The following is a 25,903-nucleotide window of genomic DNA, read 5'->3' as shown; positions in this document are numbered from 1 at the left end:
GCAAAGAGTGCTCAATCCATGAGGCAGGGAAACCAGCGATCCGGGCGGGTTTTTTGCATTTTTTTGGAATAACCCGCCAGTAACTTAGACGCTTTGGCCGAAAGAGTAAATGATCTGGATATACAATTTCGCAATACTTTGCGGTGCGTCATGGTGTATCACCAGCCATAAATCGTGATCTATTACGCAAAAAGCAGCTTATTAAACTAATTATTGCCTATATAAACAAAGTTGATATGACACAATCTATTAACAAGCAGCATAAGTGACTAACGAAGTGATAGTGGGAAGTGTCGAATGAGTAGTGAATATTTATGTGAAATGTTTTTTTGACGGCAGCATCTGCCAGTGAATGAAAACCAAACAGTCATATATAAGGAGGGCGCCTCAGGGGCGCCCTCCTTCATCCGGCTCAAATCAGCCAGATGGCCAGTAATTGCATACAAAGCAGGGCAAACAGGCCCGCGATGACATCATCGAGCATGATGCCGATCCCCCCATGAATGCGGCGATCGAACCAGCTGATGGGCCAGGGTTTGAGCACATCAAACAGCCGGAACAGCAGGAAACCCGCCAGGATCCAGCACCAGCCCGCTGGCGCCGCTATCATGGTGATGCCAAAGCCAATCACCTCGTCCCAGACGATGCCGCCATGGTCATCCATGCCGATGGCATCGGTGGCGCTCTGGCAGATAGAGATGCCAGCCACGAAGCCCAGCACCAACAGGGCGATAAACCAGGGCGTAGAGAGGCCACTCACCAGCAGATAGAGTGGAATGGCGACCAGTGTCCCCATGGTGCCAGGTGCCTTGGGAGAGAGACCGGCGCCAAACCCCACCGCCAGCAGATGGAGCGGATTTCTCAGGTTCAGTCTCTTAAGCTCGGGTTTGATCATGTGAGGAATCCCTCCTTTCAATTGCATCATGCAGATAATCCCAGCCTTGCCAAGGCATCACGCGAAGTGATCCCAGCCTTTTAGATCTAGTTCGACCGCTTGCTCTGCGCGCACATAATCGATGCCCGGTTCACCGGCCAGGATGCGGCCGATACGGCTGAACTTGACCCCACTGTGAGCCAGGGCGGTATCCAGGGCTCCTCGATGCTCTTCCGGCACAGTGAAGCAGAGCTCGTAATCATCGCCCCCCGCCAGCACCAACTGCCAGGCATCTTCCGGGAAGACGGCATCTTGCATGACGGGCGAGAGCGGCAGCAGATCCAAGTCAATCTGGGCCCTGACCCCGGATGCTTTCAAGATGTGGCCCAGATCCGACGCCAGACCATCGGAGAGATCCAGGGCACTGCCCGCCAGTCCCCGCAATGCCTGGCCTGCCAGAATGCGTGGATGGGGGTGATCGAGACGCGGCAGGACGGCGGCGAGCTGGTTCTCGTTGAGCACCCGTTTGCCGAGCAGATGAGAGAGCGCCAGGGCCGCATCCCCGAGGGTGCCAGTGACATAGATGCCATCCCCCGCCTTGGCGCCACTGCGCAGCAGGGCACGGCCGGTCGGCACAGAGCCTTTGACCGAGACGGTGATGGAGAGCGGCCCGCGGGTCATGTCTCCCCCCACCAGGGCCACGTTGTAATATTCGGCGAGTTCGAGGAAGCCCTCGGCAAACCCCGCGACCCACTGCTCGTTGATGGCCGGCAGGGTCAGCGCCAGGGAGACCCAGCGCGGCTCGGCGCCCATGGCGGCGAGATCGGACAGATTGACCGCCAACGCCTTGTAGCCGAGATCCACCGGATCCATGTCGGGAAAGAAGTGCACGCCACTCACCAGGGTATCGGTGCTCACCGCCAGTTGGGTATCGGCGGGCAGGGTCAGCAGGGCACAGTCATCTCCGGGGCCCATCACCACATCCTTGCGGGCGTGAGGGACCTTGAAGTACTTCTCTATCAGCTCAAATTCACCCATACAGTAAAAAGCCAGCGGTTAGGCTGGCTCCTCTCTTAATGCTGTGGAACAGGGATTAACGCTTGCTCAACGTCTTGATGACCTTGTCCAGGACGCCGTTGACAAACTTGTGGCTGTCATCGGCGGCAAACGCCTTGGCCAGCTCGATCGCCTCGTTGATCACCACCCGTGGCGGCACATCATCACGACGAGTCAGCTCATAGGTCGCCAGGCGCAGGATTGCCTTGTCCACCATGTCCACTTCTTCCAGCGGACGGGAGAGGAAAGGTGCAAACACCTTGTCCAGCTCGTTGCAATGCAGGGCAACCCCGAACAGCAAGTCACGGAAATAGCTCAGATCCACCCCTTTGGTGTCCTGATCTATCTTGAACTGCTCTTCGATGTCACCTACGTTTGCCTTGGTCATCTGCCACTGGTAGATGGCCTGAGTGGCGCAATGGCGGGCCTTACGGCGCTCGGACGGTTTCAATGTATTATTCCTTAAAGCTGTTTCAGGACGTTGATCATTTCGAGCGCACTCAATGCAGCCTCTGCACCCTTGTTACCCGCCTTGGTACCGGCGCGCTCGATGGCTTGTTCTATGTTCTCAGTGGTCAATACGCCGAAGGCGACGGGGATTTCATACTCCATCATCACCTGGGCCATGCCCTTGCTGCTCTCGCTGGCCACCAGTTCGAAGTGGTAAGTGCCACCGCGAATGACGGTGCCCAGGGCAACGATGGCATCGTAGTTGCCACTCTTGGCCAGCTTCTTGATAGCCAGCGGAATTTCGACGGCACCCGGCACACGCACCAGGGTGAGATTGCTGTCTTGCACCTGACCTTGACGCTTCAATACGTCAACGGCGCCATCGATCAGGCTCTCGTTGATGAAGCTGTTGAAACGGGCAACGACAATTGCAACGCGCGCCTCGGGGGCGGCGATATTCCCTTCGATAACCTTCATTGGCAATCCTGTAGCTGTGCAGTCAAATGTGGCCGGGGTCAAAAGTGCGCACAGTCTAGCACAACAGACCCTCGACAAAAACCATGCCCGCATGGCGGGCATGAGTTTACATATTCAAAATCGGAGTCTCGTTTACTCGCCGACGTATTCGACCACTTTCAGGCCGAAACCGCTGACGAGGATGGTATTTCGTCAAGCGAGTACCAGGGCGTTTACTCGCCGACGTATTCGACCACTTCCAGGCCGAAACCGCCGAGGGCATGGTATTTCTTCGGCGAGCTAAGCAGGCGCATCTTGCCGACCCCGAGCGCCTTGAGGATCTGGGAACCGACGCCGACCCGGCGCGAGGTGCCCTGCCACTTGGCCCCTTCCGGCGCCAGCCCTTTATCCGTGGCCTCGAATCCCTTGACCCGCGCCAGCAGCTCATTGCCATCGGCTTCCGCCCCCAGGATCACCAGCACACCGCCCTCGGCCGCGATACGGGCCATGGATTTGGGCAAAGGCCAGCTACGGGCGGCGTGACGATCGGTCAGCAGCAGATCGCTCAGCACATCGTGCAGATGCACCCGCACCAGAGTGGGCTGGTCAGCCTTGACCTCCCCTTTCTTGAGGGCGAAGTGTACCTGGTTGTCGATGGTGTCGCGGAAGGTGATGAGGTCGAACTCGCCGAACTCGGTGGGCAGCTTGCACTCGGCCACCTTCTCCACCGTGGTCTCGTGCTGGTTGCGGTATTCGATGAGGTCGGCGATGGTGCCGAGCTTGATGCCATGCTGCTCGGCGAAGATTTCAAGGTCAGGACGACGGGCCATGCTGCCATCTTCGTTGAGGATCTCGACGATGACCGAGGCCGCCTCAAAGCCAGCAAGGCGAGCCAGATCGCAACCTGCCTCGGTGTGACCGGCACGGGTCAGCACGCCGCCATCCTGCGCCATCAGCGGGAAGATGTGGCCGGGCTGCACCAAATCGGCGGCCTTGGCATCGGGGGCCACCGCGGCCAGCACGGTCACGGCGCGATCGGCGGCGGAGATGCCGGTCGTCACCCCTTCGGCCGCCTCTATGGTCACGGTGAACGCGGTGGAGAACTGGGCGTTGTTGCGGTCTACCATGAGCGGCAGCGCCAGCTGTTTGCAGCGATCCCGGGTCAGGGTCAGGCAGATGAGGCCACGGCCGTAGCGGGCCATGAAGTTGATGTCCTCGGGGCGCACGCAGGAGGCCGCCATGATGAGGTCCCCTTCATTCTCCCTGTCTTCGTCATCCATCAGGATAACCATCTTGCCAGCCTTGATATCGGCAATGATTTCCTGGGTTGTGCTCAGCGCCATGGGCTACTCCGTCAAAGGTGATAAAAGCATAAAGACTAGATGGGGGCAGCTGGCCCCGTTTCAATCAGACCGGGTTCACAAAAAACCCGATTGGGCCAACTTCTCCAGGGTCAGGTTGGAGGCCGGTGCCCCTTGTCTGCCTTGGGCGCCACCTTGCAGCAGCCGTTCGAGATAGCGGGCTATCTGATCCACCTCCAGGTTGACCCTGTGGCCCGGCTTCCAATTCGCGATCGTGGTCTCCTGGGCGGTGTGAGGCACTATGGTGAGCCGAAAATCGTCGCCCTTGACGGCATTGACCGTCAGGCTGATGCCATCCACCGCGATGGATCCCTTCTCGGCGATGTAGCGCGAGAGTTCCGCGGGCGCCTTCACCCAGTACTCGATGGCGCGACCGCTGCTGGACTTGCTCTTCACCTCTCCCACGCCATCCACATGACCGGAGACCAGGTGGCCGCCAAGCCGCGAACTCGGGGTCAGTGCCTTCTCCAGATTGACCCTGTCCCCGACTCTTGCCTGGGCAAAGCCGCTGCGCGACAAGGTTTCGAGCGAGACATCCGCGCTGTAGCGCTTGTCGCCCAGGGTGACGACGGTGAGACAGACGCCATTGGTGGCGATGGAGTCGCCCAGCTTGACGTCGCTAAAATCGAGCCCGGGGGCCTCGACCGTCAAGACCACGTCTTCCCCCTGGCGACGCAGCTCGACCAGGGTGCCCATGGTTTCGATAATTCCGGTAAACATGGTTTCTACCTCATCTGGCTCAAGCTAGCTTGGCCGTGATCCTGATGTCCTGACCGACCAGTCGCACATCTTTCAGGGTCAGTTTGGGTGCCTGGAACAGACGATCCAGGCCCGGCAACTGGAACATGCCTCTGCCCTCGTCACCCAGCAATTTAGGCGCCTGATAGAGCACCAGCTCGTCCACCAGCCCCTTCTCAAGCAGGGCACCACACAGGCGCGGCCCCGCCTCGACCAGCACAGAGTTGATCCCCTGCTTGGCCAGTAACATGAACAGACTGACCAGATCGACCCGCCCATCCAGCTTGGGCAGGGTGAGCTGCTGCACCGTCTCTGGCCACTCCCCTTCACTTTGCAGCCTCGCCAGCAGCACGGGACCCGGGCTTGCAAAGAGCGGCAAGTCCGGCGTGATGCGGTTTTGGGAGTCAATCACCACCCGCAAGGGCTGGCGCAGGCTCTCCTTGGGATAGGCGAGCTTGACCGAGGCTGGCAACTCGTCCCAACGCACGTTGAGGGACGCGCCGTCGGCCAGCACCGTCTCGGCACTGGAGAGCACGGCATCGTGACGCGCCCGCAGCCGCTGCACGTCGGCACGGGCCAGGGGACCGGTGATCCACTGGCTCTCGCCACTCTTCATGGCGGTGCGCCCATCCAGGCTGGCACCGAGCTTGACGGTGACCTGCGGGAAGCCGGTGCGCATCCGTTTGAAGAAACCGGGGTTGAGGGCTTCGGCCTCGGCGCTGAGCAGACCGAAGTCGGTCTTGATGCCGGCCTCGGAGAGCATGCGCAGACCACGCCCGCCGACCTGGGGGTTGGGATCGACCATGGCGGCCACCACCCGGGCCACACCCGCCTCAATCAAGGCCTCGGCGCAGGGCGGCGTGCGGCCATGATGGGAGCAGGGCTCCAGGGTCACGTAGGCAGTCGCGCCACGGGCGACTTCACCTGCGCCATGAAGGGCATAGACCTCGGCATGAGGCTGGCCGGCACGCTGGTGCCAGCCCTCGCCGACCACGACGCCATCCTTGACCAGCACGCAGCCGACGCAGGGGTTGGGGGCCGTGGTATAGCGGCCACGGCGAGCCAGTTCGAGGGCCCGACTCATCCATTGGTAATCATCTTGACTAAACATCTGGGCTCCTCTGACAAAACATCCCGGCTTTGCGCAGTATCGTAGGTTCGATTAGCGCAGCGTAATCGGACGCGGCAACATGGGTTAGCAGAAAGACTTACTTCTCCAGCTTGGCGATCTCTTCGCCGCATTATTTACATAAAAAGACGAATGTCTTCAAAGCGGCGACAGACGAAAAAAATCTCGTCTGTCGCATGTCGAGCCTGGCTACAGGCTACTTCTCCAGCTTGGCGATCTCTTCGCCAAATTCGCGGATGTCCTCGAAGCTGCGATAGACGGAGGCAAAGCGGATATAGGCGACCTTGTCGAGGCTCTTGAGCTCGTCCATCACCAGGTTGCCCACCATCTTGGAGGGAACTTCCCGCTCGCCGGTGGCGCGCAGCCGCGACTTGATGTGGTTGACCCCTTTTTCGATGGCCTCCATGCTCACCGGTCGCTTCTCCAGCGCCCGCAGTATGCCGGCACGCAGCTTGTCCTCGTTGAAGGGCTCGCGCGAGCCATTGGACTTGATGACCCGCGGCATCACCAGCTCGGCCATCTCGAAGGTGGTGAAACGCTCGTGGCAGAGCAGACACTCACGGCGGCGGCGCACCTGATGGCCTTCTGCCACCAATCGGGAATCGATCACCTTGGTATCAACGGCACTACAGAAAGGGCAATGCATCGGACCTCCGGCGTTAACGGAAAAGGCACCTGCCCCGCGGGGTCAGGATCGTGGCCAGCCAGTGTAACACGGCCACCCAAAACCGGTAAAAGCCCAGAAAAAACAATGCCACCCGCAGGTGGCATTGGGGCTTAAATGACGCCAATTCAGTCGTCATAGGGCAAGGTATCGGGATCGCAATCCACAAAGTCGGGCACCGGATCTTGTTCAAACTGCACCGCATCGATGTGGGTCGCCTCCTGCATCAGCGCCTTGCTCACCCTGTGCATGCCATCCATGACCCGGCCCGCGCTATCCAGAATGATGGGATAGGCAAGATCCGCGGCCAGCATCAATTGGCAGTGCTCGACGATGCTGCGCACCGTGGGCTGCACGCTGCCATGCCCGTACCAGTGCACGCTGTCCAGTTCGGCAATCTGCGCAAGCGGCACCGCGCGCACTGGCAGCGCACGGCTGAGCCTCACCAGCCTGCGCACATCCCAGGCCAGCAGCCCCTCGGGCGCGGGGCGAAAGTGGTACTGGGCGCGGATGGACAGGATCGCTTCCTCGTCGGTGATGGTGGTCTCTTTGGGCATGCAGCCTCCTCGCTTGGTTGCACAAGCATGGTGCCCATGGCGGGGCCGGAATGCAAAAAACAATGCCACCCGAGGGTGGCATTGTTATCAAACCAAGATCTCTGGCGTATCAGGCATAAACCGGCAGACGCGCGCAGATGGCCAGCACTTTCTCGCGCACTGTCGCCAGCACTTCGTCGTTGTCGTGGCTGTCCAGCACGTCGCAGATCCAGTGGGTCAACTCAATGGACTCGGCTTCCTTGAAACCACGGCGGGTAATGGCCGGGGTACCGATCCGCACACCCGAGGTGACGAAGGGGGAACGTGGATCATTGGGCACCGAGTTCTTGTTGACGGTGATGTTGGCTTTGCCAAGGGCCGCATCGGCCTCTTTGCCAGTCAGCTCACGGCCGATCAGGTCCACCAGCATCAGATGGTTGTCGGTACCGCCGGAGACGATCTTGTAGCCGCGCTCGATGAAGGTCGCCGCCATGGCTTTGGCGTTCTTGACAACCTGAGCCTGGTAGGTCTTGAACTCGGGCTCCAGCGCTTCCTTGAAGGCCACGGCCTTACCGGCGATGACGTGCATCAGCGGGCCGCCCTGGCCGCCAGGGAAGACGGCGGAGTTCAGCTTCTTGTAGAGATCTTCGTCATCGGCGGCGGAGAGGATCAGACCACCACGGGGACCGGCCAGGGTCTTGTGGGTGGTGGAGGTGACGATGTGAGCATGGGGCACCGGGTTCGGGTAGACGCCAGCGGCGATCAGACCCGCCACGTGGGCCATGTCGACGAACAGCCAGGCACCAATCTTGTCGGCGATCTCGCGCATGCGCGCCCAGTCAACCACGCCGGAGTAGGCGGAGAAGCCACCGATCATCATCTTCGGCTTGTGCTCAACGGCCAGACGCTCCATCTCGTCATAGTCAATCTTGCCGGACTCATCGATGCCGTAAGGGATGATGTTGTACAGCTTGCCGGAGAAGTTGACCGGGGAGCCATGAGTAAGGTGACCGCCGTGGGCCAGGTTCATGCCCAGTACGGTATCGCCCGGCTGCAGCAGCGCCATATAGACGGCGCTGTTGGCCTGGGAGCCGGAGTGCGGCTGCACGTTGGCGTAAGTGGCACCAAACAGCTCCTTGGCGCGTTCGATGGCCAGGGTTTCGACCACGTCGACGTACTCGCAACCACCGTAGTAGCGCTTGGCCGGATAGCCTTCGGCGTACTTGTTGGTCAACTGGGAGCCCTGGGCTTCCATGACGCGGGGGCTGGTGTAGTTCTCAGACGCGATCAGTTCGATATGCTCTTCCTGACGACGGGTTTCGTCTGTGATGGCCTGCCACAGCTGAGGGTCATAGCCTGCGATGGTCATGTCACGTTTCAACATCCGTTTATCTCCTGAAAATCGTTTGCGCGTGGGCGATATGGGGCCCGCGCATTGTAACCGCAGCGACATCAAAGGGACAGTCCGACCACCCAAAAAAATGTTGAATATATGTAAAAAAACCATAAGTGCGTGTCACCACTCCCCGAATGGGGGTTCGGGCTGAGTGCCAGGCCCTATCCCTGCCAGATGCAACATGGCCTCGGCAGCGGCGGCATCATCAGGACTCGACCAGCCAGGGCGACACCAGGAGGGTCAACGGTGGGCGGGATCGACCAGGCTATTGCAGCAAGCCTGAGTCAGGGAGGAGAGCGGATGTTCACGCAGCAGCGGGCATAGACCCCATGTTTCCGGCTCGGGCTGCGAGCCAGCGAGGCTAGCCCGGACAAAAGGGAAACCACGGTTTCCTTTATTATCAAAGTCGTTAGAATCGGGGGCCATCATGGCTCCCGATTGTCATCAACGGAGGAAAAAATGCAGGAATTTCTGGCCACAAGCGAACGCAGGGCCGAACTCTACTGGTGGTTTGCCACCCTGTTTGCCGCCGAACTGTCTGATGAGCAGATCGCCGAATACGATAGCTACGACGTGCGCAGCTTCTTGAAGAGTCTCTCGACCCTGGATCCCATGCGTGACGCCGTGGCCGAGCTCAACGACGCCATCGCCCGTCTGCTGGTGCGCCCCGATCGCCAGCTGGAGCTGGCCGCCGATTTCGCCGGTCTGTTCCTCAGTGACCCCAAGCAAGGGGTGCCGCCTTATGAATCCCTCTATCGCGGCGAAGGGGGCTTGTTGATGCAGGCGCCCATGACCCTGATGCAGGCGCGCCTCACCCGGCTTGGCATCAGCGTCAGCGACAAGTACAAGGAGCCGGAAGATCACCTGGCCATCGAACTGGATCTGATGGGCAACCTCATCATTCGCGCCGCCGAAGCCACCAACGCCGACGAGCGCAGCCGCTGGCTCGCCGAACAGGCTGCACTGCTGCATGACCACCTGCTCGGCTGGTTCGAACGCTTCGAACAGGGGTGCCGTGCCAAAGATGCCTTCGGCTTCTATGGCGCCTGCGCCCGCCTGCTCGGGGTCTTCCTGGTGATGGATGCCAATTACCTCAGCCTGGTTCAGGGCCAGGAGTCCTGAGTCATGAAGACGGCCCTGTTGCTCATCACCTGCTGGCTACTCGCCCTGATCCCGAGCGAGCAGGGCCTGACTCCCCTTATCAGGTTGCTGTTTGACAGCAACCGTGACCTCTATGGCAGCGCCCAGCTCACCGGGTTTGGCGGTGTGCTCCTGACGCTCTATCTCGCCAATCTGGGGGTAGAAGTGGTGCTGCGCCGCCGCTTTCAGCTCGCTGGCATGCTGACCCTGCTGGTCGCCTGGGTGGCCTTTATCAACTGCTATGCGGGGGAACCCAACTGGTGGCAGCTGTGGGCACTGGCGCTGCCCTTCCACATCCTCAGCTTGCTGGTGCTGGTGCGCGGTCTTCAGGCCTTCGGCCGCCAGAAGGGCTAACCCGCACCGGCCTGCCTTGCCCCGCGCCAACCAAGGTCCCCTGAGAATGGCCACTTCGGCACTCTCTTTGGCACTCTCTTCGCCAGCCCCCCAGCATACCGACACGCCCCGCCGCCAGCCCTTACCCAAACCTTGAACCGACAAAATACGCCGTTTGAAACACTAAGTGGGCGCTAGCGCACGGCTATCCAAAAGTCTAATTGCCCTCCCTCGGCAAAGGTATAAGTTGTTATGTAATCATTAAGAAGATGTATTCAAAGGAGTGAACAATGAGCGAGCACAAGGTCTACCCGGTCAAATCCCACATCAGCCAGGACGCCCTGCTGGACAAGGCCGGCTATGAGGCCATGTATCGGGCCTCGGTGCAGGATCCCGATGCCTTCTGGGGGGAGCAAGGCAAGATCATCGACTGGATGAAGCCCTATACCAAGGTCAAGAACAGCTCCTACGATCCCGGCCACGTCTCCATCAAATGGTTCGAAGATGGCCAGCTCAACGTCTCCGCCAACTGCCTCGACCGTCATCTCCACGAGCGTGGCGACAAGGTCGCCATCATCTGGGAAGGGGACAACCCGGCCGAGGATCGCAAGCTGACCTACCGCGAGCTGCACGGTGAAGTGTGCAAGTTTGCCAACGTGCTCAAAGCCCAAGGGGTCAAACGCGGCGATGTGGTCTGTCTCTACATGCCCATGGTGCCGGAAGCCGCCGTGGCCATGCTGGCCTGTACCCGCATCGGCGCCGTTCACTCCATCGTCTTCGGCGGCTTCTCCCCCGAGGCCCTGGCCGGCCGCATCATCGACTCCGGCTCCTCCATCGTCATCACCGCCGATGAGGGGCTGCGCGGCGGCCGTGCCGTGCCCCTCAAGAAGAACGTCGACGACGCCCTCGCCAACCCCGAAACCCGCATCGAGAAAGTGATAGTGCTCAAGCGCACCGGCGGTCAGGTTGCCTGGCACGGCGCACGGGATCTCTGGTGGCACGAGGCCATGGCCACGGCAAGCAGCGACTGCCCGCCCGAGGCGATGAACGCCGAGGACCCGCTGTTCGTGCTCTACACCTCGGGCTCGACCGGCAAACCCAAGGGGGTGCTGCACACCACCGGCGGCTATCTGGTCTATGCGGCGCTCACCTTCAAGTACGTGTTCGACTACCACGAAGAGGATATCTACTGGTGTACCGCCGACGTGGGCTGGGTGACAGGCCACTCCTATCTGGTCTATGGGCCGCTCGCCAACGGTGCCACCACCCTCATGTTCGAAGGGGTGCCCAACTACCCGGCCACCAACCGCATGAGCCAGGTGGTGGACAAGCACCAGGTCAGCATCCTCTATACGGCACCGACCGCCATCCGCGCCCTGATGGCCAAAGGTAGAGATGCCATCGAAGGCACCTCTCGTGCCAGTCTGCGCATCATGGGGTCCGTGGGCGAGCCCATCAACCCGGAAGCCTGGGAGTGGTACTACCGCACCATAGGCGATGAGCGCTGCCCCATCGTCGACACCTGGTGGCAGACCGAGACCGGCGGCATCCTGATCAGCCCCCTGCCCGGCGTCACCGACCTCAAACCTGGCTCGGCCACCCGTCCCTTCTTCGGGGTACAACCGGCACTGGTAGACAACCTGGGCGAGCCACTGGAGGGCGCCACCGAGGGCAACCTGGTGATCACCGACTCCTGGCCGGGTCAGATGCGTACCGTGTTCGGCGACCATGAGCGTTTCGAGCAGACCTATTTCTCCACCTTCCCCGGTCGCTACTTCACCGGCGACGGCGCTCGTCGCGACGAGGATGGCTACTACTGGATCACGGGTCGGGTCGATGATGTACTCAACGTCTCCGGCCACCGCATGGGTACCGCCGAGATAGAGTCGGCCCTGGTCGCCCACCCCAAGATTGCCGAAGCGGCCGTGGTGGGGGTGCCCCACGAGATCAAGGGTCAGGGCATCTACGCCTATGTCACCCTGATCGCCGGAGAAGAGCCGAGCCGCGAGCTGCTTAAAGAGGTGAAGGAGTGGGTGCGCAAGGAGATAGGCGCCATCGCCACGCCGGATGTGATCCACTGGGCCGAGGGGCTGCCCAAGACCCGCTCCGGCAAGATCATGCGTCGGATCTTGCGCAAGATAGCCACCGGCGAGACCGACAGCCTGGGAGATATCTCCACCCTGGCGGATCCGGGGGTCGTGGACAAACTTATCCGCGAGAAGTCAGAGGCGGCATGATCCCCTTCGCTTGCTGATCGATAAAGCCGGCCTTGTGCCGGCTTTATCGTGTCTGGAAAGCCTGAAGAGGCGGGCACTGCGGCAGAGCGGCTCCGCGCATTAATATGCTCAATAAATAGCCAGATGTAGAGATTAGACCAGTAAAATGCTGCTAATTTTCACGAAATCAATATAATTGCGAAAACTGTGTGTCAGTGCACACCGAATTGCGCAAAAAATGGCTAGATTTCTGGTCATCCGCAAGATAGCTGATAGTTAACAGCATTATCATCGAGGATGTACTCATTATGTCGCAACATCACCGCATTCTTCTGCTCAACGGTCCTAACTTGAACCTGCTGGGCAAACGGGAACCCGGTATCTACGGCAGCCAGACCCTCGACGAGATCGTCGCCGATCTGCAGCGCCAGGCCAGCCAACTCGGTGTCACACTGGACCACCTGCAATCCAACGCCGAACATCTGCTGCTGGAGCGCATCCACCAGGCCATGGGCCAGGTGGATTTTATCATCATCAATCCTGCCGCCTTCACCCATACCAGTGTCGCGCTGCGAGATGCCCTGCTGGGGGTTGCTATCCCCTTTATCGAGGTGCACCTCTCCAACGTCCATGCCAGAGAGCCGTTCCGCCATCACTCTTATCTGTCTGATGTCGCGAAAGGGGTCATCTGTGGACTCGGGCCGGATGGTTATACCTTTGCTTTAACCGCGGCTGTGCGTCACTTGGCACGGCTTGATAATCACTGATCAGACAAAGAAGAAAGAGAATGCTAATGGATATCCGCAAAATCAAAAAGCTGATTGAACTGGTTGAAGAGTCCGGCATCGCCGAGCTGGAAATCTCCGAAGGGGAAGAGTCTGTTCGCATCAGCCGTAATTTCTCCGGCCAGGTCAACGTCGCACCACAGATGATTATGCAGCCTGCCATGGCACCTGCCGCTGCCGCAGTCGCCGCCCCTGCTGCTGCCACCGCCGAGGCTGCCGCCCCGAGTGGTCACCTGATGCGCTCCCCCATGGTTGGCTCCTTCTATCGCTCCTCCAGCCCGGAAGCCAAACCCTTCGTGGAAGTCGGTCAGCAAGTCAATGTCGGTGACACCCTGTGCATCGTCGAAGCCATGAAAATGATGAACCAGATTGAATCTGACAAGGCTGGCGTGATCAAGGCCGTTCTGGTCGAGAATGGCCAGGCCGTCGAATTCGACGAGCCGCTGTTCATCATCGAATAAGGGGATATTCACCCATGTTGGACAAAGTAGTCATCGCCAACCGCGGTGAAATTGCCCTGCGGATCCTGCGCGCCTGCAAAGAGCTCGGGATCAAGACAGTGGCCGTTCACTCCACCGCCGATCGGGAGCTCAAACATGTGCTGCTGGCCGACGAATCCATCTGCATCGGCAAGCCTGCCAGCGGGGAATCCTACCTCAATGTGCCGGCCATCATCGCCGCCGCCGAGGTGACGGGCGCCGTCGCCATCCACCCTGGCTACGGTTTCCTCTCCGAGAATGCCGACTTCGCCGAAGTGGTCGAGCAGTCCGGCTTCATCTTCATCGGCCCGCGCGCCGAAACCATTCGCCTGATGGGTGACAAGGTTTCCGCCATCGAAGCCATGAAGAAGGCCGGTGTGCCCTGCGTCCCCGGCTCCGACGGCCCGGTCGACAGCGATACCAAGCACAACGCCAGTGTCGCCAAGCGCATCGGCTATCCGGTGATCATCAAGGCCGCCGGTGGCGGTGGTGGTCGCGGCATGCGCGTGGTGCGCAGTGAAGCCGAGCTGGCTGCCGCCATCGCCCTGACCAAATCCGAAGCAGGCCAGTTCTTCAAGAACGACATGGTCTACATGGAGAAGTACCTGGAAAACCCACGCCATATCGAAATTCAGATATTGGCTGACGGTCAGGGCAGCGCCATCTATCTGGGCGAGCGTGACTGCTCCATGCAGCGTCGCCACCAGAAAGTGGTCGAAGAGGCACCGGCACCTGGCATCACCGAAGAGATGCGCAAGTTCATCGGTGAGCGCTGCGTGCGCGCCTGCCTCGAAATCGGCTACCGCGGTGCCGGTACCTTCGAGTTCCTGTACGAGAACGGCGAGTTCTACTTCATCGAGATGAACACCCGTATCCAGGTTGAGCATCCGGTCACCGAGATGGTCACCGGCGTGGATCTGATCAAGGAGCAGCTGCGCATCGCCGCCGGCCAGCCCCTGTCTATCACCCAGCAGGACATCCGCATCCGTGGCCATGCCATCGAATGCCGGATCAATGCCGAAGATCCGGCCACCTTCATGCCGTCTCCTGGCCTCATCCAGCGCTTCCACGCGCCGGGTGGCATGGGCGTGCGTTGGGACTCCCACATCTACGCTGGCTACAAGGTGCCGCCTTACTACGACTCCATGATTGGCAAGCTGATCTGTTACGGTGAGAACCGCGACATCGCCATCGCGCGTATGCGTCACTCTCTGGACGAACTGGTCGTCGAAGGGATCAAGACCAACGTGGCGCTGCAAAAAGAGATCATGAAGGACGAAAACTTCCAGCACGGTGGCACCAACATCCACTACCTGCACAAGAAGTTGGGTCTGTAAGGACCGCTCAATGCAGACAGTGCCGCTGGGCAAGATGGCGTGTAACAACCATCATCTGCACCAGACGTTGAGTCTGTAAGAGACCCGAATAAAAGGGCCATGGCGACATGGCCCTTTTTTGTTATCCTTGCGCCCTTCACTCTCTGGAGGCTGCATTCAACATGTCTCGTTTCAACCTCGCCCGCCGGGAAGCCACCCTCTGCCTGCTGCTGACCCTGCTCTATTTCGTCGCCTGGTATGGCTGTGCCTATTTCATTCCCGAGACGCTTCAGTATTGGGGTATGCCCCTCTGGTTCCTGCTCAGTTGCATGCTGATGCCCCTGCTGTTCATGGTGCTCTGCGCTGTCATGGTGAACTGGCTGTTTATCGAGATCCCCCTCGATCCCGAGTTGCCAAGCCCTCAGGAGCCCCGCCATGAAGCTTGATCAACTACCGATGCCAGCACCGCAGCTGTTGATGGGAATAGAGGCCTTCATGGTGAACCTGCCGTTTATCGAGATCCCCCTCGACTCAGCATTGCCAAGCCAGCAGGAGCCCCGTCATGAAGCTTGATCAGCTACCGATGCCTGCACCGCAGCTGTTGATGGGAATAGAGGCCTTCATGGTGAACCTGCCGTTTATCGAGATCCCCCTCGACTCAGCATCGCCAAGCCCGCAGGAGCCCCGTCATGAACATTGAACTGTTGCTGCCGCTGCTCATCTATCTGTTGCTGGTGCTTGGTATCGGCTACTGGGCCAGCCGCCGTCGCCAGGGTGGAGACTTCATGCAGGAGTACTTCATCGGCAATCGCAGCATGGGTGGCCTGGTGCTGGCCATGACCCTGGTGGCGACCTACACCTCGGCCTCCTCCTTCATCGGCGGCCCTGGCGCCGCTTACAAGATTGGGTTGGGATGGGTGCTGCTGGCGATGATCCAGCTGCCCACCGTCTGGCTCACCCTGGGGGTGCTTGGCAAGAAGTTCGCCATCATCGCCCGCCGGGTCAATGCGGTGACCATCAACGACATGCTGTGGGCCCGCTATCAGAGCAAGGCGGTGGTGGTGCTGGGTTCGGTGACCATCATTCTCGCCTTCATCGCCACCATGGTGGTGCAGTTCATCGGCGGGGCTCGTCTGCTGGAGACCGCCACCGGTCTCAGCTACCAGCAGGGGCTCTTCCTGTTTGCCAGCTGCGTGCTGCTCTACACGGTGATCGGCGGTTTTCGCGCCGTGGTGATGACGGATGCCCTGCAGGGGATCATCATGCTGATAGGCACCGGGGCCCTGCTGGCCGGGGTGTTGATAGCCGGTGACGGTCTGCCCAACCTCATCCATCAACTCGAGGTGATCGATCCCAAACTGGTCAGCCCCCAGGGGGCCGGGGACATGCTGACCCAGCCCTTCATGCTGAGCTTCTGGATCCTGGTCTGCGTCGGCGTCATCGGCCTGCCCCATTCGGCGCTGCGCTGCTTCGGCTACAAAGACAGCAAGGCGCTCCATCGCGGCATCCTCATCGGCACCATCGTCAGTGCCCTGCTGATGTTCGGCATGCATTTGGCTGGCGCCCTGGGCCGTGCCCTGCTGCCCGCCATGGACAGTCCTGACAAGATCATGCCAGCCCTGATGATGGAGGTGCTGCCTCCCTGGCTGGCGGGGGTCTTCCTGGCTGCCCCCATGGCCGCCATCATGTCGACCATCGACTCCCAGCTGATCCAGGCCTCGGCGACCCTGGTCAAGGATCTCTGGCTCAACTATCTGAGCCCCAAACAGTCCCAACAGAAGCTGGAGGTGCGGATTCCCCGCCTGTCGCTGATCACCACCCTGATCCTGGGCACCCTGGTGCTGCTGGCCGCGCTGCAGCCCCCCGAGATGATCATCTGGCTCAACCTGCTCGCCTTCGGCGGCCTGCAGGCCGTCTTCCTTTGGCCCCTGGTGCTCGGCCTCTATTGGCCCCGAGCCAACGGCCAGGGGGCACTGGCCTGCATGGTCAGTGGCATTCTCTGCTATGGCGTATTGAGCCATTGGGGCATCAAGCTGGCGGGACTGCACGCCATAGTGCCCAGCCTGGGGCTGGGTCTGTTCGTCTTCGTACTGGTAAGCCTGCTGACCCCACCACCAGGGGTGGTAGTACGCCAACTGTTTGATCGGGGTTAACTTATTGGTGATTAATCCCTCGAAGACTATCCCTTAAGGGGAGTAAAGGGTAAAGTGTGCGCCATGTCACACTTTACCCCTCTTCAATGACGCCACCTTCTCGCCAACAGACGCTGATCCAGGCCATGCAGCGACTGGGCTATGCCTTGCTGCTGCCCGTCTCCATCCTGCCATTGGCCGCCCTGCTCCATCGACTCGGCCAGCCGGATGCCCTCGATCTGCCCGTGCTGGTGCTGAGCGGACAGGCCATCTTCGGTCAGATGCCCCTCATCTATGCGGTCGCCATTGCCTTCGGGATTGGTCGCACCGAGCGGGGGGGGTTGGCGCTCTCGGGGGCCGTCAACTTCCTGCTGCTGAGCTCCGCGCTCTCGGCGCTGGCCCCGGGTCTGCATGCCGATCTTGTCTGTGGCATGCTGGCGGGCATCATGACGGCCCTGTTTGGACCCTGGTCGCCCGCACTACCCAAGCCGATACGCCTCTATCTGCCCGGTCCCTGGCAAGGCCCCCTGCTCAGTGCCTTCATCTGCCTGCTGATCGCCGTGCCACTCTCACTGATCTGGCCGGCCCTGGAGCAGGGGATCAGCCAGATAACCACGGATCTGGGGACGCCCCTTGGCGCCTTCAGTTACGGGGTGCTCAACCGTCTGCTGCTCCCTCTCGGGTTGCACCAGCTGTTGGGCAATCTGGTGACCCTGGGTGCCAGCAATCAGCTGGCCCTGGCGGCGGCACAGCCGCTGCACCAAGGCTATGGCGCCGGTCTCTATCCCATTATCATGTTCGGCTTGCCCGGTGCCTGTTTCGCCATCTGGTTGCACCGTCATCGCCTCCGACAACTGCCCCACGGTGCCCTGCTGCTGACCCTGGCCCTCACGTCCGCCTGCATCGGCATCACCGAGCCCATCGAGTTTCTGTTTGCCTTCACGGCGCCCTGGCTGTTTCTGGCCCATGCCCTGCTCACCGGCCTGTCGTTCGCCATCTGCAGTGCCCTCGATATCCAGCTCGGCAGTTACTTCTCCGCCGGGTTGCTGGATCTCAGTCTGAGCTATGGCAGCGGGGTGCATGCCTTCTGGATCATTCCCCTGGGGATCCTCTTTTTCGTGGCCTATGCCCTGCTGTTCTATCAGATGCTGGGGCGCTCCCCCCTCAGCCTCTCCAACCAGCACCTTGTCCCCCAGGAGATGGCCAATGTTCCCCCTGCCGACCCCCAGATGTTGGCCATCCGCTATCTCAAGCTGCTCGGCGGCATGGACAACCTGCAAGCCATCAGCGTCTGCCTGACCCGGCTCAGCATCCGGGTACGCAACATGGAGTTGGTGGATCAATCCCAGCTGCTCAACCTGGGTTGCCTCTCCTGGATAGCACTCAACGAGCATCAGCTGGTATTGGTGCTGGGCCCCAATGCAGGGCTCATCGAGGGGCAGATCCGCATGCTGGCCGAGCGCCAGTCTGTGCCGCTTGGCCTCAAGCCCAATCAGGCGTCGAGCAGCCAGAGCCGCTGGTAGGCGCAGTCCCTGAACGTTGCCGGTCGGCAGGGCTCTTGCTAAGGGGTGAACGCCAGTCGCTCGGCGACAAAATCCATCAAGGATCGCAAGGCGGGCGCCAGATGCTCCCGGCTCGGGTAGATGAGATAGAAGGGATTGCTGGGTATGGGGTGCGCTGGCAACAGGCTGACCAGTTTGTCGCTGAGCAACTCATCCCGACAGACATGAGCAGGCAGCAGGGCGATTCCCCCTTCATGAATGGCCAGCTCTCGCAGGGCCAGCAGGCTATTGGAGAGACAGACTCCCTTTGGCCGCCCCCCCCCTGGTTGCAATGGCCACAGGGGCAGCGCACTGTGCACCAGACAGGCATGCCCGCTCAGATCGGCCACGGTATCCGGCCGCCCTGCCCGGGCGAGGTAACCAGGCGCCGCCACCAGATGACGCGCCACCTGCCCAATCTGCCGGCAAATAAGGCTGGAATCTTTCAGCGGCGCCGCCCGCAGCGCCAGATCGTAACCCTTTGCCACCAGATCCAGCTGTTCATCGCTCAGGGTCAGCTCTATCACCACCTCGGGATAGAGGAGCCGAAACTCGGCCAGTATCTTGCCGAGCAGCAGGGTGCCGGTTGCCTCTGGCGCCGTGATCCTCACCTTCCCTGCCGGCGCCTCACGCAGCCGCGCCATCGCCAGGTGTGCCCCGCGCGCCACATTGAGCAACGCCTGGCAGTGCTCCACATAGATCTCGCCCTGGGGAGTCAGACTGAGGCGACGGGTAGTCCGTTGCAGCAGCCGCATGCCGAGCAGGGATTCGAGCCGCGATATCTTCTGGCTCACCGAAGACTTTGGCATGCCGAGCAACTCGGCGGCGGCGGTGAAACTGCCCTGCTCCACCACAGTGGCGAAGATCCCCATCAGCTCTAGTTCTGGATTGTTCATATATTCAAACAGTCTTTACCAATTACCCATCTTAATAGGAATAATTAACCAGACTAGACTGCGAGGCAATCCCAATCTGTCCGACAAGGAATTGCCATGAAAGCCATCGCCCTCACCCATTATCTGCCAAGCGATCATCCCCACTGCTTCATCGAGGCCAGCCTCCCCACCCCCACTCCCGGCCCGCGGGATCTGCTGGTGAAAATCGGCGCCACCTCCATCAACCCGGTCGATACCAAGGTGCGCGCCCCCAAGGATAAAGTGGAGGCCAGCCCACGGGTACTGGGTTGGGATGCGGTGGGTAACGTGGTCGCTGTCGGCAGCGAGGTCACCCTGTTCAAGGCGGGTGACCGGGTCTGGTACGCGGGGGATATCAGTCGCCCCGGCAGCAACAGCGAACTGCAACTGGTCGATGAGCGGATCGTCGCCCTGGCCCCCGCCAGCCTGTCCGATGTCGAAGCCGCCGCCCTGCCGCTTACCGCCATCACCGCCTGGGAGGCGCTGTTCGATCGCATCGGCCTCCAGCGGGACAGCAAGGGGCACTTGCTCATCATCGGCGGGGCGGGCGGCGTGGGTTCCATCGCCATCCAGCTCGCTCGCCAGCTCACCGGGATGGAGGTGATCGCCACCGCCTCCCGGCCAGAAACCCGCGACTGGTGCCTGGCAATGGGGGCTCACCGGGTAGTGAGCCATCACAACCTGCAGGGAGATCTTGCGGCCCTTGGCATCAACCAGCTCGATGCCATCTTCTGCACCAATGCCACCGAACAGCACTGGAGCGCCATGGCCAGCCTGATACGTCCATTCGGCCATATCTGCACCATTGCCGAATCCAATGAGCCCTGGGATCTCGGCCTGCTCAAGGCAAAGAGCGTCACCTTCAGCCAGGAGTTCATGTTCACCCGCTCCCTGTTCCAGACCCCGGACATGATTGAACAGCACAGGCTGTTGAGCGAGGTCAGCCAGCTGGTCGACCTGGGGACAGTGCGCACCACCCTGGGCCAGACCCTGACTGCATTGACCCCAGCCACCCTGGCGCAAGCACACGCAGAGGTAGAAGCGGGACGGATGATCGGCAAACTGGTGATCGACATGGCCGAGTTCGCTTAACCCCTCCCCTAAGTGGGTAGAAATCGCACCATCATGGGGTGATTTCACCAGGGATAGGCACCAAAAGCGTACAGGGAAGCGCCCCCCACCTCCCCAGCACGGCTATTTCGTGACGCCCTGAACCCTCGGCGAGCCCCCCTGGCGGCTCAAAGGGCCAACATACGCCATAGCGGACAAAAAAAGGGGCCATCCCGACCGGGATGACCCTAAATACCTGAACGTTGGGGGTAACAATCACACACACATCCTTTGCAGGATAATTTATTGATTGCAGCTACCGTGCCAACTCAATAAAAATGACCCGCTCTGGGTCATTTTTATTGGCCAGTGCGGCCGTGCCCTCCTCGCAGCCTCTCTCCTGGCTGGCTTTCACCAAAAAAAATCGCCACCCGAGGGTGGCGTGAAAGATGACGGAACTTTCCTAGAGCAAAGCAGTAAGGATTAATACATTAACCGTGCCAACCTTGCTGATGGTCCTTGTTTTTCTCTCATGAGAGGCTGACGGACGGAGTCGGCCCCTTTCGGCCGCGGGCAAACCACGACAGCGCAGGCCCGGAATGGTAGAATCCCGCGGTTTCACATTCATGAAGAGTCGACCCCATGCCCTGGATACAAATTCGAATCAACGCCACCGCTAAAACCGCGGACAAGGTGAGCAACATGCTGCTGGGGCGTGGAGCCCAGGCGGTGACCTTTATGGATGCCCAGGATGTGCCCGTCTACGAGCCGCTGCCTGGTGAAACGCCGCTCTGGGGCGAGACCGAGGTGATGGGGCTGTTCGATGCCGAAACCGACCCGGCGCCCACCATCGCCTTCTTCCAGCAGATCTTCGGGGAAGATGTCGGTTACAAGGTCGAGCAGCTGGAAGACAAGGACTGGGTGCGCGAGTGGATGGATCACTTCCACCCCATGCAGTTTGGCGAGCGGCTCTGGATCTGCCCGAGCTGGCGCGATGTGCCCAACCCCGATGCGGTCAACGTCATGCTGGATCCCGGTCTGGCATTCGGTACCGGCACCCACCCCACCACGGCGCTCTGCCTGCAGTGGCTCGATGGCCTGGATCTGACTGGTAAAACCGTGGTCGACTTCGGTTGTGGCTCCGGCATCCTCGGCATCGCCGCCCTCAAGCTCGGCGCCGCCCGGGTCATCGGCATCGACATAGACCCGCAGGCCATTCAGGCCAGCCATGACAACGCCGAACGTAATGGCGTCGCGGGTCAGATAGAGCTCTACCTGCCTGCGGATCAGCCGGACGGCATCAGTGCCGACGTGGTGGTCGCCAATATCCTGGCTGGCCCGCTGCGCGAACTGGCGCCGCTCATCAAGGGTCTGGGCAAGCCCGGCAGCCTGATGGCACTGTCCGGCGTGCTGGAGAGCCAGGCGCCGGAGCTGGAGACCATCTACGGCCAGTGGTTCGACATGGACCAGACCGCAGTGAAAGAGGAGTGGTGCCGCCTCTCGGGCCGCAAGCACGGCTGATTGAACGGCGGCGGTGCGCAAGCACCGCCCATGGCCAGCGAGTAAACCCACAAGGGCACCGTCAAGTGCCCTTGTTGTTTCTGGCTTTTGCTCCGATCCAGAGCAGGCCCGATTGTTAGCTCACGGTTCTGGATCAGCAGTGCGCCACCGCTCACCCTTCTCCTCGCCATAAAGGGGTAACATCTGCACGCACCGAACCTGCATGCCACCCAACCGACGAGGCCCTCCATGACCGACTACCAGTTGATGATCGACAGCCAGCCTTACAACTGCATGGCCCCCGAGCTCACCGCCTTGCGCAAGACGGCAATGAGCCTCTATCGCCGCTTCAATCGGGAGGACGATGAGGATGCACAGCAGATCCTGCTCAAAGCCCTGGTGGGTGAACTGGCAGAAGGCGCCTTCATCTGCCCGCCCTTTCAGTGCAGCTATGGTCGCCATATCAGCCTGGGGGTGGGCTCGTTCATCAATATGGGGGCCACCCTGCTGGACAATGCCCCGATCCGCATCGGGGCCGGCGTCATGATGGGCCCCAATGTGCAGATCTATACCGCCGCCCATGCCCTGAATGCCGATGAGCGCCTGGCCGGGGTGGAGACGGCACTGCCGGTCACCATAGCAGACAGGGTGTGGATAGGTGGCGGCGCCATCTTGCTGCCAGGGGTCACCATAGGCCGGGAGGCCATCGTCGGCGCAGGCGCCGTGGTGAGCAGGGATGTACCGGCCGGGGCGCGGGTGGTGGGCAACCCTGCCCGCATACTGCCCCCGAGGCAGAGCCACTGACGGGCGGCCAATCCGGGGAGCGCACACTTTTTTTGCCCTCATGTCGCCCACTGGGCCCATGAGGTTGCACCCAAAAAATGAAGCCCAAGGTCACGAAGACGTTGGGCTATATAAAAGGTGCTACGGAATTGCGACTCTCATCGCAGAAAATCAGAAGGCGAGCCTTCTGAACTGGCGACAGGGATGATAACGGGGCGCAAACGTTTTACATAGTGAGATCGACTCATTTTGCGAACTTCCTCTCACTATTAAAAAAAGTGTTTGCTGCCACAGAAAATGCCTTGCTTGCCCCCTTTATTTCCCCTCCCCGCTCTGGTTATTATTTCCGGCTCCATAAAAAAAGCCCTGATAGAACAGGGCTTTCCATTCAAGTCTCATGGCATGCACCATTCACTCAGCTCGCCATCATCAGAAGTGGCGGACGAAATCGGCCAAGGGCAGTTCACGCAGCTTGCGAGCCTCCAGTTGAGGGGTACCCAGGTAGAGGAAACCCACCAGCTGATCCTGCTCCCCTAGCCCCAGCCCTTGACGAATGTGCTCGTCGAAGATAAACCAGCCGGAGCGCCAGATACCATTGAACCCTTGCGCCTGGGCGGCCATCTGCATCGCCATCAGCGCACAACCGGCAGAGAGTTCCTGCTCCAGCTTCGGCACCTTGGGGTGATCCTGAAAACGGCTCGCAACGGCCACCACCAGCGGCGCACGCAGGGGCGCCTGCTCACTCTTGCTGATGCTGTCATCGTCGTCACCACGCAGCCGGGCCGCGTCGCCGAGCAGGGTGCCGAGTCGCTCACGCCCCTCCCCCTCAAACAGGATGAACTGCCAAGGGGTCAGGGTGCCGTGATCCGGTGCGCGCAGCCCCGCCTTGAGGATGTTGTCGAGCGCTTCGCCACTCGGGGCAGGCGTCGTCAGACGGGCACAGGAGTGGCGGTTAAGCAGTAGGGTAAGTGCATCCATGTGATGCTCCTTCTGAGTCATGAGGGGCCAGCATAGGCCCCTGTGTCGATAGGGGATCAGAACGGCTTGGAGAGATTGATGCGCCACTCCCAGATATTGAGATCATCCTGCCCTATGCTGGTGTAACCGGCACTGGTGGTCAGGGTGGCCTCGCCACCAATCAGGGTACGCAGCCCCAATCGCATGGTGCCGCTGAGCGGTTCTGTGCGAGCCGAACTGAGATCTCCCGTCAGGATATAGCCATCGTTCGGTCTCTCAAAGCCGTAATCCAGTCCCAGCTCGGCGTAAGGCATCAGCGGCAGACCTATGTCGGTGTAATAGACACGGCTAAATTCAACCGTCCCCGTCATGTTGCCCTGGTTGTAGCTGCCACTCTCATTATCAAGATGCAGCGCCAATCCCTGATAATCACCGCTCATCCGGTAACCCTTGCTGCGGTTGTGGCTGTAGTTGATAGCCAGACGCGGGCGTATTGAGGTATTGGACCAGAAGTACTGACCTGTGGCCCCCAGACTACCGCTCAGCGAGGTCGAGCCATAGTCACCGGAGAGGAACAGCAGATCCTGCTTGTTGTCCATCCAGCCATAGATCAGCGTGCCATCCAGCATCCAGCTGTCCGATACCTGATACGCCAGGTAGGGGCCTATGTTGAAGCCACCGGCCGCCATGCGCATGCCGCCATTGAAGGAGTCCACCTTGCTGTCGACCCGGGAGACGCTAAAGCCGAGGATGGTGTTCTTGTCCAACCGGGTATCGGCTCCCAGGCTGAACACATTGGTTGAGCCCGACATATCCAATCCCTCGCGGTGATCCGAGATGTCGTAATAGACCTCATCCGCCCACAGGTTCCAACGTCGTTCCACAGATTCAGGCTGAGCCACTGGCTGGCCCCCTTGACCTGCGGCCAACTCGGCACGGGTGAAGGGGCAATCCGGGTATTGAGCCTGTTGCTCGGGCGGCAATTTAGCCCGCTCATCGGCCATCACGCACAGGGTCCGCTCGTTCAGTGCTCGCTCGCTTGCCTGTTGGCCCGCGCTCTGCTGACCCGGTAAATAACCAGGCTGCGCCGGGATCGCCGGGGGCGGTAAGCGCCCTTCGGGAATCAAGGTGCCGGGCAGCGGCTGCACGCCGCCCGGCAGAGTGATAAAGGGCCGTTCACCCAAGGGAGGGCGAGTGGGCATCCCCCCCTGCGGCGGCAAGGTTCCTACCGGTGGCTGCACACCTCCCGGCAGGGTCGGCGTTATTCCCTGCGGCGGCAGAGTAGCTACCGGCGGCTGCACGCCTCCCGGCAGGGTTGGCGTTATCCCCTGCGGCGGCAAGGTGCCAACTGGCGGCTGCACACCACCGGGCAGAGTTGGTGTTATCCCCTGCGGCGGCAAGGTGGCTATTGGTGGCTGCATCGCACCTGGGCGGATGATAAAGGGCCTGTCTCCAAGAGTGGGGCGGCTTGGCATCAATCCCTGAGGAGGTGTAGTCGGCATACCTGGGGTCAACCCCTGCGGCGGCAGAGTGCCCACTGGCGGTTGCACGCCACCGGGCAGAGTCGGCGTTATTCCCTGCGGCGGCAGAGTACCCACTGGCGGCTGCACGCCACCGGGCAGAGTTGGCGTTATTCCCTGCGGCGGCAGAGTGCCCACCGGCGGCTGCACGCCTCCCGGCAGGGTCGGTGTTATCCCTTGCGGCGGCAGAGTACCCACTGGCGGCTGCACGCCACCGGGCAGGGTTGGCGTTATTCCCTGCGGCGGCAAAGTACCTACCGGCGGCTGAACACCACCGGGCAGGGTTGGCGTTATTCCCTGCGGCGGCAGAGTACCTACCGGCGGCTGAACACCACCGGGCAAGGTCGGCGTTATTCCCTGTGGCGGCAAGGCGCCAACCGGTGGCTGCACGCCACCGGGCAAGGTCGGCGTTATTCCCTGCGGCGGCAAGGTACCCACCGGCGGCTGCACGCCTCCCGGCAGGGTTGGCGTTATTCCCTGTGGCGGCAAGGTGGCTATCGGCGGCTGCACGCCACCGGGCAAGGTCGGTGTTATCCCCTGCGGCGGCAAGGTGGCTATCGGTGGCTGCACGCCACCG

27 protein-coding genes are annotated in these 25,903 nt (G+C 60.9%); 14 read left to right on the top strand and 13 right to left on the bottom strand.

Annotation, left to right across the window (positions count from 1 at the left end; translation table 11 throughout):
* Positions 1-412 precede the first annotated feature (412 nt).
* From BN1130_RS07955 to glyA, 10 genes are all read right to left on the bottom strand, one after another.
* A complete protein-coding gene (locus tag BN1130_RS07955) occupies positions 413-895 on the bottom strand; it encodes a phosphatidylglycerophosphatase A family protein (RefSeq protein ID WP_042041306.1) in 483 nt (160 codons plus the stop codon).
* A 57-nt stretch (positions 896-952) separates the two neighbouring features.
* Positions 953-1,912, bottom strand: coding sequence for a thiamine-phosphate kinase (thiL, locus tag BN1130_RS07950; RefSeq protein ID WP_042041305.1), 960 nt, complete (start codon positions 1,910-1,912; stop codon positions 953-955).
* A gap of 55 nt (positions 1,913-1,967) precedes the next feature.
* On the bottom strand, positions 1,968-2,381 hold the full coding sequence (gene nusB / locus BN1130_RS07945; RefSeq protein WP_042018200.1) for a transcription antitermination factor NusB: 414 nt from the start codon (positions 2,379-2,381) through the stop codon (positions 1,968-1,970).
* An 11-nt stretch (positions 2,382-2,392) separates the two neighbouring features.
* A complete protein-coding gene (gene ribH, locus BN1130_RS07940; RefSeq protein ID WP_042041304.1) occupies positions 2,393-2,857 on the bottom strand; it encodes a 6,7-dimethyl-8-ribityllumazine synthase in 465 nt (154 codons plus the stop codon).
* A gap of 212 nt (positions 2,858-3,069) precedes the next feature.
* Entirely contained in the window at positions 3,070-4,179 is a 1,110-nt protein-coding gene (gene ribBA, locus BN1130_RS07935; RefSeq protein WP_042041303.1) for a bifunctional 3,4-dihydroxy-2-butanone-4-phosphate synthase/GTP cyclohydrolase II, read from the bottom strand.
* Positions 4,180-4,254: 75 nt separating this feature from the next.
* Complete coding sequence (locus BN1130_RS07930) at positions 4,255-4,917, bottom strand: riboflavin synthase (RefSeq protein ID WP_042041302.1); 663 nt, start codon at positions 4,915-4,917, stop codon at positions 4,255-4,257.
* A gap of 19 nt (positions 4,918-4,936) precedes the next feature.
* Complete coding sequence (gene ribD, locus BN1130_RS07925; protein ID WP_042041301.1) at positions 4,937-6,046, bottom strand: bifunctional diaminohydroxyphosphoribosylaminopyrimidine deaminase/5-amino-6-(5-phosphoribosylamino)uracil reductase RibD; 1,110 nt, start codon at positions 6,044-6,046, stop codon at positions 4,937-4,939.
* 214 nt (positions 6,047-6,260) lie between these two features.
* Complete coding sequence (gene nrdR / locus BN1130_RS07920; protein WP_042041300.1) at positions 6,261-6,710, bottom strand: transcriptional regulator NrdR; 450 nt, start codon at positions 6,708-6,710, stop codon at positions 6,261-6,263.
* A gap of 146 nt (positions 6,711-6,856) precedes the next feature.
* Positions 6,857-7,285, bottom strand: a complete 429-nt coding sequence (locus BN1130_RS07915) for a hypothetical protein (protein WP_042041299.1) — start codon at positions 7,283-7,285, stop codon at positions 6,857-6,859.
* Between the two features lie 109 nt (positions 7,286-7,394).
* Positions 7,395-8,648 carry a serine hydroxymethyltransferase gene (gene glyA, locus BN1130_RS07910; RefSeq protein WP_042041298.1) on the bottom strand — a complete coding sequence of 418 codons (1,254 nt, stop codon included), beginning with the start codon at positions 8,646-8,648 and terminating at the stop codon, positions 7,395-7,397.
* Positions 8,649-9,119: 471 nt separating this feature from the next.
* On the opposite strand from glyA, the gene torD reads away from it, so the two are divergent.
* The 11 genes from torD to BN1130_RS07865 all read left to right on the top strand — a co-directional run bounded on the left by torD (position 9,120) and on the right by BN1130_RS07865 (position 18,584).
* Positions 9,120-9,782, top strand: coding sequence for a molecular chaperone TorD (torD, locus tag BN1130_RS07905; RefSeq protein WP_042041297.1), 663 nt, complete (start codon positions 9,120-9,122; stop codon positions 9,780-9,782).
* 3 nt (positions 9,783-9,785) lie between these two features.
* A complete protein-coding gene (locus BN1130_RS07900) occupies positions 9,786-10,154 on the top strand; it encodes a hypothetical protein (protein WP_042041296.1) in 369 nt (122 codons plus the stop codon).
* A gap of 269 nt (positions 10,155-10,423) precedes the next feature.
* Positions 10,424-12,370 (top strand): acetate--CoA ligase, encoded by a 1,947-nt coding sequence (gene acs, locus BN1130_RS07895; RefSeq protein WP_042041295.1) that lies wholly within the window; start codon positions 10,424-10,426, stop codon positions 12,368-12,370.
* Positions 12,371-12,657: 287 nt separating this feature from the next.
* Positions 12,658-13,116 (top strand): type II 3-dehydroquinate dehydratase, encoded by a 459-nt coding sequence (aroQ, locus tag BN1130_RS07890; protein ID WP_005900347.1) that lies wholly within the window; start codon positions 12,658-12,660, stop codon positions 13,114-13,116.
* A gap of 26 nt (positions 13,117-13,142) precedes the next feature.
* Positions 13,143-13,595, top strand: coding sequence for an acetyl-CoA carboxylase biotin carboxyl carrier protein (gene accB / locus BN1130_RS07885; protein ID WP_042041293.1), 453 nt, complete (start codon positions 13,143-13,145; stop codon positions 13,593-13,595).
* 14 nt (positions 13,596-13,609) lie between these two features.
* The gene (accC, locus tag BN1130_RS07880; RefSeq protein ID WP_005900342.1) at positions 13,610-14,950 is read left to right on the top strand and encodes an acetyl-CoA carboxylase biotin carboxylase subunit; all 1,341 of its coding nucleotides are present in this window, start codon (positions 13,610-13,612) and stop codon (positions 14,948-14,950) included.
* A gap of 161 nt (positions 14,951-15,111) precedes the next feature.
* Positions 15,112-15,375: a YhdT family protein gene (locus BN1130_RS07875; protein WP_042041292.1), complete on the top strand. Its 264-nt coding sequence runs from the start codon at positions 15,112-15,114 to the stop codon at positions 15,373-15,375.
* Positions 15,365-15,502, top strand: coding sequence for a hypothetical protein (locus tag BN1130_RS22225; RefSeq protein WP_198135249.1), 138 nt, complete (start codon positions 15,365-15,367; stop codon positions 15,500-15,502). Before BN1130_RS07875 ends, BN1130_RS22225 begins: the two co-directional genes overlap by 11 nt.
* A complete protein-coding gene (locus tag BN1130_RS22220; protein WP_198135248.1) occupies positions 15,492-15,629 on the top strand; it encodes a hypothetical protein in 138 nt (45 codons plus the stop codon). The genes BN1130_RS22225 and BN1130_RS22220 overlap by 11 nt, the downstream gene beginning before the upstream one ends.
* A complete protein-coding gene (gene panF, locus BN1130_RS07870; RefSeq protein ID WP_042041291.1) occupies positions 15,619-17,082 on the top strand; it encodes a sodium/pantothenate symporter in 1,464 nt (487 codons plus the stop codon). The genes BN1130_RS22220 and panF overlap by 11 nt, the downstream gene beginning before the upstream one ends.
* 86 nt (positions 17,083-17,168) lie before the next feature.
* The gene (locus BN1130_RS07865) at positions 17,169-18,584 is read left to right on the top strand and encodes a PTS transporter subunit EIIC (RefSeq protein ID WP_042041290.1); all 1,416 of its coding nucleotides are present in this window, start codon (positions 17,169-17,171) and stop codon (positions 18,582-18,584) included.
* Positions 18,585-18,622: 38 nt separating this feature from the next.
* Here the strand turns inward: BN1130_RS07865 and BN1130_RS07860 are convergent, their stop codons facing one another.
* On the bottom strand, positions 18,623-19,498 hold the full coding sequence (locus tag BN1130_RS07860) for a LysR family transcriptional regulator (RefSeq protein WP_042041289.1): 876 nt from the start codon (positions 19,496-19,498) through the stop codon (positions 18,623-18,625).
* Positions 19,499-19,594: 96 nt separating this feature from the next.
* Between BN1130_RS07860 and BN1130_RS07855 the strand changes: the two genes are divergently transcribed.
* The 3 genes from BN1130_RS07855 (at position 19,595) to BN1130_RS07845 (ending at position 22,870) form a co-directional block, all read left to right on the top strand.
* The gene (locus BN1130_RS07855) at positions 19,595-20,608 is read left to right on the top strand and encodes a zinc-binding alcohol dehydrogenase family protein (RefSeq protein ID WP_042041288.1); all 1,014 of its coding nucleotides are present in this window, start codon (positions 19,595-19,597) and stop codon (positions 20,606-20,608) included.
* 600 nt (positions 20,609-21,208) lie between these two features.
* The gene (prmA, locus tag BN1130_RS07850) at positions 21,209-22,087 is read left to right on the top strand and encodes a 50S ribosomal protein L11 methyltransferase (RefSeq protein WP_042041287.1); all 879 of its coding nucleotides are present in this window, start codon (positions 21,209-21,211) and stop codon (positions 22,085-22,087) included.
* 228 nt (positions 22,088-22,315) lie between these two features.
* Complete coding sequence (locus BN1130_RS07845; protein ID WP_042041285.1) at positions 22,316-22,870, top strand: sugar O-acetyltransferase; 555 nt, start codon at positions 22,316-22,318, stop codon at positions 22,868-22,870.
* A 408-nt stretch (positions 22,871-23,278) separates the two neighbouring features.
* On the opposite strand, the gene BN1130_RS07840 is transcribed toward BN1130_RS07845, so the two are convergent.
* Both BN1130_RS07840 and BN1130_RS22860 read right to left on the bottom strand, forming a co-directional pair.
* Positions 23,279-23,827: an NAD(P)H nitroreductase gene (locus BN1130_RS07840; RefSeq protein WP_042041284.1), complete on the bottom strand. Its 549-nt coding sequence runs from the start codon at positions 23,825-23,827 to the stop codon at positions 23,279-23,281.
* Between the two features lie 56 nt (positions 23,828-23,883).
* The coding region (locus BN1130_RS22860; RefSeq protein WP_232301955.1) for an autotransporter outer membrane beta-barrel domain-containing protein at positions 23,884-25,903 on the bottom strand (2,020 nt) is incomplete at its 5' end.

The sequence above is a fragment of the Aeromonas rivuli genome (assembly GCF_000820045.1).
GTDB classification, from domain to species: Bacteria; Pseudomonadota; Gammaproteobacteria; order Enterobacterales; family Aeromonadaceae; genus Aeromonas; species Aeromonas rivuli.
This window is presented reverse-complemented; position numbering and strand designations above follow the sequence as displayed.